Origin of the sequence: Lentibacillus salinarum (assembly GCF_042679865.1) — a bacterium.
In the GTDB taxonomy this organism is placed as follows: domain Bacteria; phylum Bacillota; class Bacilli; order Bacillales; family Amphibacillaceae; genus Lentibacillus; species Lentibacillus salinarum.
Map to the genome: position 1 here is coordinate 334446 of NZ_JBHTNH010000002.1, position 13152 is coordinate 347597.

The 13152-nt window shown below is 43.8% G+C and carries 12 protein-coding genes; 1 reads left to right on the forward strand and 11 read right to left on the reverse strand.

The annotated features are described in order from the left end of the window. Positions 1-155: 155 nt before the first annotated feature. The 10 genes from asnS to ACFQ4A_RS02470 all read right to left on the reverse strand — a co-directional run bounded on the left by asnS (position 156) and on the right by ACFQ4A_RS02470 (position 11257). On the reverse strand, positions 156-1448 hold the full coding sequence (gene asnS / locus ACFQ4A_RS02425; protein ID WP_382397241.1) for an asparagine--tRNA ligase: 1293 nt from the start codon (positions 1446-1448) through the stop codon (positions 156-158). 16 nt (positions 1449-1464) lie between these two features. Continuing rightward, the gene (locus ACFQ4A_RS02430; RefSeq protein ID WP_382397242.1) at positions 1465-2649 is read right to left on the reverse strand and encodes a pyridoxal phosphate-dependent aminotransferase; all 1185 of its coding nucleotides are present in this window, start codon (positions 2647-2649) and stop codon (positions 1465-1467) included. Positions 2650-2653: 4 nt separating this feature from the next. Next, entirely contained in the window at positions 2654-3202 is a 549-nt protein-coding gene (locus ACFQ4A_RS02435) for a cell wall elongation regulator TseB-like domain-containing protein (RefSeq protein ID WP_382397243.1), read from the reverse strand. A gap of 288 nt (positions 3203-3490) precedes the next feature. After that, on the reverse strand, positions 3491-6295 hold the full coding sequence (gene dinG, locus ACFQ4A_RS02440; RefSeq protein ID WP_382397244.1) for an ATP-dependent DNA helicase DinG: 2805 nt from the start codon (positions 6293-6295) through the stop codon (positions 3491-3493). Between the two features lie 48 nt (positions 6296-6343). Then, positions 6344-7336 carry a biotin--[acetyl-CoA-carboxylase] ligase gene (locus tag ACFQ4A_RS02445; RefSeq protein ID WP_382397245.1) on the reverse strand — a complete coding sequence of 331 codons (993 nt, stop codon included), beginning with the start codon at positions 7334-7336 and terminating at the stop codon, positions 6344-6346. After that, positions 7312-8520, reverse strand: a complete 1209-nt coding sequence (locus ACFQ4A_RS02450) for a CCA tRNA nucleotidyltransferase (protein WP_382397246.1) — start codon at positions 8518-8520, stop codon at positions 7312-7314. Before ACFQ4A_RS02450 ends, ACFQ4A_RS02445 begins: the two co-directional genes overlap by 25 nt. A 14-nt stretch (positions 8521-8534) precedes the next feature. Next, a complete protein-coding gene (gene bshA, locus ACFQ4A_RS02455; RefSeq protein ID WP_382397247.1) occupies positions 8535-9656 on the reverse strand; it encodes an N-acetyl-alpha-D-glucosaminyl L-malate synthase BshA in 1122 nt (373 codons plus the stop codon). Beyond that, complete coding sequence (gene mgsA, locus ACFQ4A_RS02460) at positions 9653-10075, reverse strand: methylglyoxal synthase (protein ID WP_382397248.1); 423 nt, start codon at positions 10073-10075, stop codon at positions 9653-9655. The genes bshA and mgsA overlap by 4 nt, the downstream gene beginning before the upstream one ends. 11 nt (positions 10076-10086) lie before the next feature. After that, positions 10087-10884: a 4-hydroxy-tetrahydrodipicolinate reductase gene (gene dapB, locus ACFQ4A_RS02465; protein WP_382397249.1), complete on the reverse strand. Its 798-nt coding sequence runs from the start codon at positions 10882-10884 to the stop codon at positions 10087-10089. Between the two features lie 34 nt (positions 10885-10918). Continuing rightward, a complete protein-coding gene (locus ACFQ4A_RS02470) occupies positions 10919-11257 on the reverse strand; it encodes a nucleotide pyrophosphohydrolase (protein ID WP_382397250.1) in 339 nt (112 codons plus the stop codon). A gap of 156 nt (positions 11258-11413) precedes the next feature. Here ACFQ4A_RS02470 and ACFQ4A_RS02475 point away from each other — a divergent pair, with 156 nt between their 5' ends. Then, positions 11414-12286, forward strand: coding sequence for a YitT family protein (locus ACFQ4A_RS02475; RefSeq protein WP_382397251.1), 873 nt, complete (start codon positions 11414-11416; stop codon positions 12284-12286). 168 nt (positions 12287-12454) lie between these two features. On the opposite strand, the gene ACFQ4A_RS02480 is transcribed toward ACFQ4A_RS02475, so the two are convergent. Then, positions 12455-13138 (reverse strand): zinc metallopeptidase, encoded by a 684-nt coding sequence (locus ACFQ4A_RS02480; RefSeq protein ID WP_382397252.1) that lies wholly within the window; start codon positions 13136-13138, stop codon positions 12455-12457. Positions 13139-13152: the final 14 nt, after the last annotated feature.

The following is a 13152-nucleotide window of genomic DNA, read 5'->3' on the forward strand; positions in this document are numbered from 1 at the left end:
ACTGCAGATCTTAATGTAAATCCCCTCGTAAGGCACGCAATGATTTCACAGCGCTAATACTTTTCAGCCGCCCCATCTCCATTTTATTGATGTTAAAACCGGATAAAAATCCCTTGCATTCTATGGCAAGGGATTGTGCCCGAGGTATCCGGCTATTAAGGATAAAGCCGATTTAGTAATCTTGGGAAAGGAATGGTTTCACGGACGTGTTCGACACCCGCAATCCAGGCAACTGTCCGCTCAAGACCTAATCCGAAGCCTGAATGTGGCACACTGCCATATTGTCGTAATTCTAGATACCATTTGTATGCTGGTCCGGAAAGTCCGTGTTCATCATAACGCTGTTTCATCAATTCCAGGTCATCAATTCGCTGGGAACCGCCGATTACTTCTCCATACCCTTCAGGCGCAATCAAATCAGCGCATAGGACGACATCCGACCGTTCCGGGTCCGGTTTCATATAGAAGGCTTTTATATCAGCCGGATAATTCGTGATGAAAACCGGCTTGTTAAAGCTTTCGGCAATGGCTGTTTCATGTGGCGCACCAAAGTCCTCTCCCCACTCGATATCATCAAACCCTTTTTCTTTTAACAGTGCAACAGCATCGTCGTAACTGATGCGTGGAAACGGTGCCTTAACGGTTTCGAGTTTTGATGTATCCCGGTTGAGTGTCTGCAACTCAAGCTGACAATTTTTCAAAACGGACTGCACAACAAAACTGACATACTGTTCCTGAATTTCCAAGCTTTCATCATGATCAATAAACGCCATTTCCGGTTCAATCATCCAGAATTCAATCAGGTGCCGTCTCGTTTTGGACTTTTCAGCACGAAAGGTCGGACCAAATGAGAATACCTTACCAAAAGCCATGGCTGCCGCTTCCATATAAAGCTGACCACTCTGGGACAAATAGGCATCCTCGTCAAAGTATTTCGTATGGAATAACTCGGTAGTGCCTTCTGCTGATGAGCCTGTCAGTATGGGCGGGTCAATTTTTACATAGTCGTTATCGTTAAAGAACTGGTATGTTGCCCGAATAATCTCATTTCTGATTTTCATAACAGCGTGCTGACGGCTCGAGCGTAGCCACAAGTGCCGATGGTCCATTAAGAACTCGGTCCCGTGTTCTTTTGGTGTTATCGGATAATCATGCGCTTCTTGAATCAGTTCAATGGCCGTGACCTGCATTTCATAGCCAAAAGGTGATCGTGAATCCGCAGCAATAGTGCCTGTTATGTATACAGATGATTCCTGGTTCAAATTTTTGGCAAGTTGGAAGGTGTCGTCCGGCACTCCGCTTTTGGCGACGACACCCTGGATAAACCCGGTGCCATCCCGTAATTGCAAAAAAGCGATTTTACCGCTTGAGCGTTTATTGGCAAGCCAAGCCCCGATAGTGACTTCCTGTCCTTCATATGTCGGTACTTGTGAAATCGTTGTTTTCAAAATGGTCCCTCCAAAGCTATGATTGATGGTTTTCCACAAATCGTTTGATGCGTTCGGCAGCTTCTTTTAATGCGTCCATTGAAACGGCATAGGATAAGCGCACATTTTCTGGAGCCCCAAAACCTGTTCCCGGAACTAATGCGACTTTTTCTTCTTCAAGCAATGCCTTAGCCCAATCGTCAACAGTATCGTACCCGGTCTGTTTAACGGCGTTCTGTACGTTCGGGAATAAGTAAAAAGCGCCTTTTGGTTTGACACAGGAAATGCCCGGTATATCGTTCAGTAACTCATATAGCACGTCGAGTCGTTCACTGAAAACACGCCGCATATCCTCGACAGGTTGTTCATATGCCCGGTAAGCGGCCAGTGCGGCATATTGAGCGATCGATGTCGGATTGGACGTTGAATGGGATGCCAGACTGGTCATTGGCTTTATGATGCCGACAGGTCCGGCCGCATATCCGATACGCCAGCCTGTCATGGCATGTGACTTGGACACGCCGTTAATAATAATTGTATTCGCTTTGAATTCATCCGAGAGTGCCGCAACTGAAACATGGGGATCATCTGAATATATCAGCTTTTCATAAATTTCGTCTGACACCATTAAAACATTATGTTCCAAGCAAACTTCACCAAGCTTCTGCAGCTCCTGACGGTTATACATCATGCCGGTTGGGTTGCTCGGCGAATTGATGACGACGGCTTTGGTTTTCGGTGTTATAACCTTTCTTAGCTGTTCCGGCGTTACTTTAAAATTATTTTCTTCCTCAGCATTAATAAACACCGGCGTACCTTCTGCCAATTTAACCTGCTCCGGATAACTTACCCAATAAGGAGCAGGGACAATGACTTCATCACCTTTATTTAGGATAACCTGGAAAAGCGTGTATAAAGCATGTTTAGCGCCCGTCGTGACAATCACGTTGTCAGAACTGTAGGTAAGCCCATTATCACGTGCAAATTTTTCGATGATGGCTTGTTTCAATGCTGGTATTCCACCGGATGGTGTATATTTGGTTAAGCCGTTGCGCATTGCTTCTTCTGCCGCATCTAAAATATACGTCGGGGTATTGAAATCAGGTTCCCCGGCCCCGAGTCCAATCACATCGTGTCCTTGACCTTTCAGTTCGTTGGCTTTTGCCGTAATCGCTAATGTTGCAGACGGTGTTAACGTTTTTACCCGATTTGCTAATTCCATTTCATCACTCCTCATCAAACATCCGATTGAAGCGCTGCACTTCAATGCTTTTTCCATTAAAAAAAGAAAAATATTCCATCACATACCGGCCCTGCTGATCTTCATATGTCAATTCCCAGGCCGGCTCCTCCCCATTTTCAGATATAACAGCTGGTACTATGTCCCGCATTGTACATGAAGTGCATTGATCGTTCCAATTGGCAATGATCGTTTCTTTCGCTACCATGTCCGACTGGTTGACTGTCATGATGTCAGACTGATTTCCGTCAAAAGGATAAAAAACAATCAGAGCCTTCTCCTCATTTGCTTCGCCGTAAATCGTATAGTACGCCTTTTCTCCATGATACCGTTGGATTTTATTGATCGTCCTTATGTCTGTTTCCTGAAGAACCTGTTTTTGCACGTCTTCGAATCCTGCTGTCCGGTTATCCTGGATTGCCTGGTAAAGATAAATCCCGAATATAACAGACATAACCAGCAACAGGCTGATAATGCCCAGCAACCATTTCAGCCAGGCAGGCAACGTAAAACGTGACAGTCGCTCATCTATCATTATCATCATCCCATATAAGACAAAATCCAGTTGTTAGTCGCCATTATTTATCCTCCGTTAATAAAAGCTGTCTGTTTTATCATATTTTGCTACTCATACTGCTGACGGCAATGCCAACACTATAAGTAACGTTGAAAATAAATAAGCAAGATCACATTATATAGTATAACAAGCATTGCGGCAAATTTGTTTCATTTTATTTATTTCAACAAAATTTTTCCCGCCCCATACCGCTGATACTGATGCATGCATCCATGTATCAGTATTTTTTTATATCAGTTCCACTTTTTAAAACCATTCTCTCGCTTGTTGCATAATGTTTGGCGTCGAATCATGGGTGATCGGAACAGCCGGGATTGACTCGGTGAAAAATCTGCCATAACGCGCCTTTATAATGCGTGCGTCACAGACAAATACGATTCCCCGGTCGCTGGTAGAGCGGATCAGTCTTCCAAAGCCCTGCTTAAAGCGAATAACGGCGTCCGGCAGTGCCAATTCAAAGAAGGCATTTTTCCCCTCTTGTTTAAAATAAGTTGACTTCGCTTCATATACCGGGTGATCCGGTGGCTGGAACGGGAGTTTTACAATCATAAGACACGATAAGTCCTGCCCTGGTATGTCAACACCTTCCCAGAATGAACTCGTACCCAATAATATCGACTGATCGAAGGACTGAAAATTCTTCTTCAGTCTGGATCTGCTGCCACTGGAGATACCCTGGGCGATCAGTACATATTGATTCGTATCGATGGTTTCCCTTAATAAATAATAGGCTTTGCGCAGCATATCATAAGATGTGAATAAGACAAGCATGCGTCCATCTGTTATGTGGGCCAGTGAGATTATTGCCTCGCATGTGGCCCTAATGAACGCCTCCTGGCTGCCGTACCTGACATCTGGAAAGTCATTCGGAATCATTAACCGGACCTGGTCCTGATATGGAAATGGCGATGCTATTTTAGCTGTCAGCAAATTTTCCGGTGGCAAGCCGAGCTTTTTTTGACTATAGGAAAACGAATTGCGTATCGACAATGTAGCACTTGTTAAAATGATGCTTTTCTTTTGACTAAAAAAATCATCCGCCAACAATGTTGAAATATCCGTCGATTCACTGTACAGATAAACAGCGTTTTTAGCCCCGTAAGCTTCAATTTCCATCCATTTTACTGTATAATCATCCGGCAATAAAAACAATTTTTCCAGACGGTCGATAATGGATTGAAGTGCCTCCGTGTGCTTGGGCAATTCTGCTGCATAATCGTTAACGACCGCTGAATTGGCAGCCGGCGATGCGTCTAATGAGGACAGTAAATGGATCAGATCACGCAGATAAAACGTCAATCTGTTGACCATTTCTTTTATCACCGACCATTGTTGGCCACCTTCATGGTCGTTCTCGTCAAAACGATACTGAATTCGGCCGGTATCGCTGAATGATTTGGATTTCTTTTTTTGGTCAATCACATATTGGAACAGCATTCGAAATAATTCATCCACCTCATATTTTGTCCAGCTGAATATATTATTCCAATCTGTTTCTGAAAAGGCGCTTTTATTGGATGCCGGCATGTTCTGAAGCAATTTTCCGAGCCAGTTTCCATCGCTCGTCTCCCCGATTTGCGTCAATATATTTTGGACATACACATAATGCAGTGTCAAACCATAGTGCTTGGACGCTGTTTCTTCCAAGTGGTGCGCTTCATCGATAATAGCTTTATCATAGGATGGCAGCAATTGATAATCATTAAACATATCCGTACACAGTAAGGCATGGTTTGTGATTACAATATCCGCCTGTTGAGCTTTCCGGCGGGCTCGTTGATAATAAGAACGGGAAAACCATGGCGATGTCGGATCAACGGAACCTTCTGTTTCTGTCGAGATTTGTCTGTAAAACACGTAACCATTTGAAGGAAGCTGAATTTCATCAATGTCCCCTGTTTCGGTTTCTGTCAGCCAGACGAGCACCATAGCCTTGGTAAGCGTTATATCGTAATTATCCGACTGTTCCGAAGCCAGGGCGCGCTCAAACTTATCCAGGCTAATATAGTGCTGTTTCCCTTTAAGTAATGCAACGTTAAATGGGAAAGGGACAAGTTGCCGGACTAACGGGACTTCCTCATCAAGCAGCTGCGATTGCAATTGCGTGGTATGCGTGCTGATAATAATTTTTTTATGTGTGGTGACCGCTTCATACACAGCAGGAAGTAGATAGGCTAACGATTTTCCTGTCCCGGTTTCTGCTTCAATCAGCGCATGCTGTTTCGTTCGGAAGGCGTCAAATACTGCTTCCGACATGTCACGCTGTCCGCTACGTTTTTCATAATGCGCCATATGTTGTTCCATGGCACCTTCCTCTTCATAAATCGCATCAAGAAAGCTGCCAAAGGATGTATGAACATTCGGCGGGTCCGGATTAGCCTTGGACCCGGCTTTAAAAGCCAACCCTCTGTATATATCTAAATTGTCATTCACGTCTGCAAAGGCAATGGCCTGCTTTTGAGCATTTAATAAAGCCGCCAAATCTGAATTTAGTCCTTTTTCTAGTGACAGTAAATGGGCGATCGTTTCATAAGGCAATGACCTTAGTTTATGCCATAATGCCAAAAATAATTTTGCCGTCATACGGGCATCTGTTATCGCGCGGTGCGGTTCATCGTGGCTGATTTGCAGGTAATCAGCCAACTGTTCCAATTTAAAGCCCGGCGCCTGTGGATAAAGAATTCGGGCAAGTTCCACTGTATCCAGTACGGGATTTTGCAATTCTGGAAACCCGCCTGCAGCCAGCTCTTTGTTTAAAAACCCCAAGTCAAACGGGACATTGTGTGCAACAAAATACCCGTCTGCAAATAAGTCAATTATTTCTGTGGCTTTATCCTGGAATCCGGGGGCATCACGAACATCCGTATCGGTTATGCCGGTTAAATGCGTGATAAAAGGCGGGATCGGAATATTCGGATTAAGAAATGTGGAAAAGTCGTCAGTTATGTTACCATTTTCAATCACAACAATGCCGACTTCAATAATTTTATCCGGATTAACGGGTGTATGTCCTGTTGTTTCCAAGTCGATTACAACGTATTTATCGTTCATAATGCCACCTTCTTATGGACATGTACGAATGCATACATGTCATTATAATCAAGTATCGTCCCCGTGAAACCATTCGATTTCCCCGGAGTAAACTTTTTGCGTTTCACCGTTGTCTGTATGTATGAGCAATGCGCCATCCTCAGCAACACCGGTAAAAACGGCTTCAATTTCGGTATGGTTTGTTTGGATCCTGATCGTATCCCCGATCCGATAGGCATACGATTCCCATTTGTTTTTGATATTAGAAAAACCATGTTCAATGAAATCGTCATACGCTTGTTCAAAGTCATGTAATAGTTGCTGGATGAGTGGAACAATCGGCTGTTCGTTGGCGGTTTCTGATTTAACAGAGGTTGCCTTGTTTTTGACCGATACCGGGAATTCATCAGCGGTATGGTTGACGTTCATACCGATCCCTACAATGATATATTGGATCCGGTCCTGTTCGGCCTGCATTTCGGTTAATATACCAGCCGTTTTTTTATGATTGATAAGTAAATCATTGGGCCATTTGATGGTTGGTTTGGCTATTGTCACCTCAGATATGACATCTGCGAGAACTGTTGCTGTCAACAGTGTCAGCTGCGGGGCTGCAGCTGGGGTTATGGCTGGGCGCAATATAATACTCATCCAAATCCCCTTATGTTTAGCCGAATTCCATTGGCGACCCATTCTTCCTTTTCCCGCTGTTTGCTCATCGGCCACGATCACTGTCCCGTGTGCTGCATTGTTGCGGGCGGCTTGATGAGCAATTCGCTGTGTTGAGTCAGCAGTTGCTCTATGGATGATGTTCCTGCCCAACCATTCTGTTTTCAAGCCCCATTGAAGCGTGTTTTCACTGACTTTATCGGGTGATTTGACAATCCGATAGCCTTTGCGGGAAACCCCTTCAATAACATAGCCGTCCTTCTCCAGCTCTTTCATATGCTTCCAGATGGCACTTCGCGAGATATGTAAACGTTCGGACAATAACTGACCGGACACGTATTCATGATCAGTTGTCTTGAGCAGTTCAATCAATCGGTAACGGGTGGATTCCATTTTATCCATTCCTTTAACATGTTCTTTTTATTATCGAGACGACCTGAAACGACCTGCTTCTCAATCTGATCCAATATGTCGCCGATCCAGGGGCCGGCACCTCTATCGGGGAACAACCTGCGTAATTCTGTTCCATTAATTGCCAAATCTTGCTTGGAATAGATGGGAAGTGCAGTCGCGATTTTCTGTATTGACTCTTCCGATATAACGTCAGCAAACAGCATATAGACTAATGTGGCGAAATCACTGTATCGATTCGCGGGCAAGTGATAAACAAGCCAGCGATCCAGCCCGTCGTGTTGATAATGCTGCAGTGCCTGGCTTAAGACAGATGCCTCATGTTTTATTTTATTGGAGCACTTCCATTGCTTTGCCCACTGATGAATCGATATGCCCGGTTCAGTCACATGAAACATAGCGATGACCGTCGCAAATGACTTTAGTGGCTTTATTTGTTTCGGTATTTGTTCCATGATATGTGGGTGATCTTTTAAAATCGGCAAATGATTTGTTATCCCGATCGATTCAAAATAAAGCATCCCTGTTTTGACATATGCCCCTGCAAAAAATTTCGCCGCTTCCTGAACAATTCGTTCCACGGCAATTGTTTCGATCTCATCTGATAAACCAGACATGGCTCTTAGTGTCTCGTCTTCAATTTTAAAACCAAGCTGACTTGAAAACCGGAGAGCACGCATGATACGCAGCGGGTCCTCTATTAAGCGGTCATGCCCATTTCCCACTGTCCGTATTATCCCTTTCTGCAGATCTTCCCGGCCATTGAACGGGTCAATGATGTTCCCATTTTTATCCATAGCCATGGCATTGATGGTAAAATCCCGCCGTTTTAAGTCCTGGTTAATCGTTTGAACAAATTGTACCGCATCAGGATGACGCTGGTCTGAATAGTCACCATCTAATCGAAATGTCGTTACCTCATAGGACTGATGCTGATAGCGTACGATCACCGTACCGTGCTCCAGGCCTACCGGGATAATTTTGCTGAAAATTTGTTGAATGACGTCCGGTGTTGCGGATGTGGCAATATCAATATCACCGATATGCCGATTCAGCAATAAATCCCGAACACATCCGCCGACAAAATAGGCTTGATGGTCGTAAGTTTCAATATGGTCCAATAATGCACTTGCTTGTCTAAATTGATGGGGTAAACGCATCAGCATCACCATTCCCACTATCAATGAATAAGGTCATCATATAAATTGATGTATTGGTTTACAATGTCCGTTGAATAGAAGTGTTCCCTAGTATGTGCCAAGGCTTTTTGGGAGAATTGCTTCAGTTTTTTTTCGTCTTCGAGTAAATTGATCGCATAAGCCGCAGCTTGTTGAGTGTTGCCTGGTTCAACGATAAAACCGGTTTCTTCATGTTTGATCACTTCAGGGATGCCGCCGGTATTGGTTCCAATACATGGCACCTCACAGGACATTGCTTCCAGCAGAACTAACCCGAAACTTTCCTTTTCGGACATTAATAATTTCAAATTTGAAATTGACAATAAGCCACTGACATCCTTTTGTTTTCCCAGAAATAAGACATGATCGGAAAGGCCAAGTTCGGATACGAGCTGGTAAATATCGGAATATTCAGGGCCATCTCCCACCAGAAGGAGTTTTGTCTTAATTTTTTCTTGAATTTGCTGAAATGTGTAAATGACATCTTGGACACGTTTTACTTTGCGAAAGTTGGAAATGTGAATAATCACCTTCTCGTCTGGTTCAATGCCGTATTGTTCACGGATTGGATGCGCCGATTTTTTTGTATAATCTGCTTCATTCACGAAATTATATATGACACGGATAGCTTTATCAGCACCAACGGATTCATGTGTTTGACTGACAAGACTTCGGGAGACCGCTGTGACAGCATCAGATTGTTCAATGCCATATTTGATCATCTTCTTAAGCGAGTGGTCAATCCCGAGCACCGTTATATCGGTACCATGCAAGGTTGTCACAATTTTTACGTCATGTTTGGCAATTCCTTTGGCCAGTATAGCACAAATAGCGTGCGGCATGGCATAGTGAACATGCAGGATATCCAACTTTTCCTGATCGATCACTTCCGCCATTTTATTGGCCAATGCTAGGTCAAATGGCGGATATTGAAAAACAGGATAATGATTGAGTTCGACTTCGTGATAATAAATATTGGGGTGTACCTGGTTCAACCGGAATGGCAGACTAGAAGTGATAAAATGAATTTCGTGTCCATCCCTGGCCATCATCATGCCTAATTCTGTTGCAATGATTCCCGATCCACCAACTGTCGGGTAGCACGTAATACCGATTTTTTTCATGTGACATTACCTTCTTGTCCTTTTTGCTTAACAATTTGCCGCCATTCAAGGTCGCCTCTTGCAATTGACTGGATCATAATTTCTGCTGCACCGGGATTGGTTGCGAGCGGAATCATGTGCACGTCACATAACCGCATCAAGGCGCTCACGTCCGGCTCATGCGGCTGTGCAGTCAACGGGTCCCTGAAAAAAATGACAGCATCCATGTCGTTATTAGCGATTTTCGCCCCGATCTGTTGATCGCCACCCATCGGGCCGGACTGGAAGCGATGTACTAGCAATCCGGCACCGTCAGCAATTCTTTTCCCAGTTGTTCCGGTGGCAAACAAATTGTGTTTTTTAAGTATATGTTCATAGGCTGTCGAAAAGTCAATGATTTCTTGCTTTTTTTTATCGTGCGCTATCAATGCGATATTCATAAAATTCCCGCCTATTCAAGTATATTTTCCAATCCATAGACAAGCTTGTTTAAACCCATGACTTTATGGACGGAAAGCTTGACCCCTTCCATAAATGACGCACGATTATAGGAGTCATGCTTGATGGTTAATGTCTGGCCGGGACCTCCAAAAAGAACTTCCTGATGTGCAACCAGCCCCGGGAGCCGGACACTGTGAATGTGAACACCTTCTATTTGAGCCCCTCGTGCGCCATCCAGGATTTCCTTTTCGTCAGGATGCCCCTGTTGTTTGTTCTCCCGTGTTTCCTGAATCATATTGGCGGTTTTGACAGCTGTACCAGAAGGCGCGTCCAGTTTTTGATCATGGTGCTTTTCAATAATTTCAACATCCGGCAAATACTTGGCAGCTGTTTTGGCGAATTGCATCATCAGTACCGCTCCAACGGCAAAGTTTGGAGCGATAATACAACCGGTGCCATGCGTTACTGATAAATCTTCCAGTGCAGCAACTTGTTCGCTGGAGAAGCCTGATGTGCCCACAACCGGATGAATATCGTATAAAAGGGCCAGCTTTGTATGCTCAAATCCGACATCCGGTACGGTCAGATCAATAAATACATCTGCATCTACTGTCTGGAAGCATTGTTCAGGATCCTCAAAAATCGGGACATCCAAACCTGGAAACGGTTCAAGATCTTTTAACGCTTTTCCACCATTCTTCCGATCAATACAGGCAACGAGTGTGAATGATTCCTCATTGCTGACCATCTGTACGGCTTCAGATCCCATTTTCCCTCGGGGGCCGGCTATAATAATATTAATTGGCATAATCCATTCCTCCTGTGATGTTAAATGGCAATGATTAGTCTTTGTGTGTCCAGCGATCTTTGTCACGCGTCTCGATTTTACGGATGGAAGCATCAAACGCTTCGGATAAATCGATATTTAACGAGTTGGCAAAACATGTTAAAACAAATATGATATCACCAATCTCTTCTTCGACAGTTTTTGCTGTTTCGGATGTTTTTTTCGGTTTTTCTCCGTAATAGTGATTGATTTCGCGGGCAAGTTCACCAGTTTCTTCACTCAGCCTGGCCATCAGGCTCAATGGTGAAAAATACCCTTCCTTAAATTGCGCTATGTAGTCATCAACCTTTTTTTGAATGTCTTCTGTGTTATAAGTCGGGTCGTTTGTCGTCATGTCAATCGCCTCTTTATTATGGTATAATCTCTTTTCATGTTAGCTAAAAGGTATCATTTTGACAAATTATTGGGCTTTTTATGACCCATTTGTTCTTTATAGGCAAATTGTCTATAATGAACACCGTATATAGCTGGACGAAATGGAGGTTCATCAATGATTTTCGGTTTGAGGTTTAAAAATATTCTGTTTATATTGCTTGGTTCCGCGATTTTTTCATTTGGTATTGTTCATTTTAATATGCAGAATAACCTCGGTGAAGGAGGTTTTACCGGGATAACCCTGCTGTTCTATTTCTTGTGGAAATGGGATCCGGCTATCTCAAATATCGTCCTTAATGTCCCGGTCTTTTTCATCGGGTGGAAATATCTCGGGCGTCATACATTTCTCTACACGATTATCGGTACGTTCGCTGTTTCCCTATTTCTGGCCATCTTTCAGATTAATCCATTCCATATTGATTTACAGTCTGATATGACGCTTGCGGGACTGTTTGCCGGAGTGTTCATTGGTGTCGGGCTGGGTATTATTTTCCGTTATGGCGGAACAACAGGCGGCGTTGATATTATCGCAAGACTTGTCAATAAATATGCCGGCTGGACAATGGGCAGAACCATGTTTTTATTTGACCTGATTGTGATTACGACATCAATTATCACATATCTGGATATGGTGCAGGGAATGTACACACTGCTGGCGGTATATGTTGGTGCCAGAGTCATTGATTTCATTCAGGAAGGTGCTTATGCAGCCCGCGGGGCAACCATCATATCCAGCAAGAGTGATCAGATCGCCCAATCCATCATCGAAGAAATGGACCGCGGGGTCACGGTATTAAACGGACGTGGTAGTTATACCGGTGACAAGCGTGATGTCCTCTACTGTATTGTCGGCCGGAATGAAATTGTCCGGTTAAAAAATATGATCCATGCGATTGATCCTCACGCATTTGTAGCCATGAGTGCTGTTCACGATGTTGTCGGGGAAGGTTTTACATTGGATGAAAACAAAAATCCGCTTCAGGACTGATGGATCTGTTCTAAAATTACAATCGAATCCCAAATGAAAAAAGGGGCGCATATTTAAAAAATATGTGCCCCTTTTTCATCAATGTATACGATTATAGTCGTGAGAGACCTTTCATGTTAAATCATCCAGAAAAGGACGACCATTAAGTGTCATCCCTTTCGTTCATTATCAGTCACTGCTTGCAGCATAAATCAAGATGAACCGGACCAATTCAGCAACGGCTACCAGTGCAGCAGCAACATAAGTCAAGGCAGCAGCGTTCAGTACTTTTTTCGTTTCCCGCTCTTCATTATTGCGGATAACACCCGTCGAAACCATTTGTGCCATTGCTCTGTTGGAAGCATCAAATTCAACCGGCAGTGTTACTAACTGGAATAAGACGGCTGCCGAAAAGAAAATGATGCCAAGTAATAACAGCCCCTGACTAAAGATCATACCAGCGATTATCAGGAAAATCGCCATATTCGATCCCGTTGCAGCTACAGGAGCCAGTGAGGATCTGAAACGCAGGAATGCATAATCCTGTGCATCCTGGATGGCATGCCCCACCTCATGTGCTGCAATAGCGGATGAAGCCATGGACTGTCCGTGAAAATTATCTCTCGAAAGATTTACGGTTTTCTTTTTCGGATTATAATGGTCCGATAAGAACCCTTTCGTTTCCTGCACATGTACATCATGGATGCCATTGTCATTCAAAATTTTTCGTGCAACTTCAGCACCCGTCATACTGGATGATGTTGGTTTTTTGGAATATTTCTTATACGTGTTTTTAACTTTTGATTGTGCCCATAAAGGGATAATCATTAAAAGCGCAATATAAATTAAATAGCCACCGAGACCCCCAAGCATGTTCATTCCTCCAT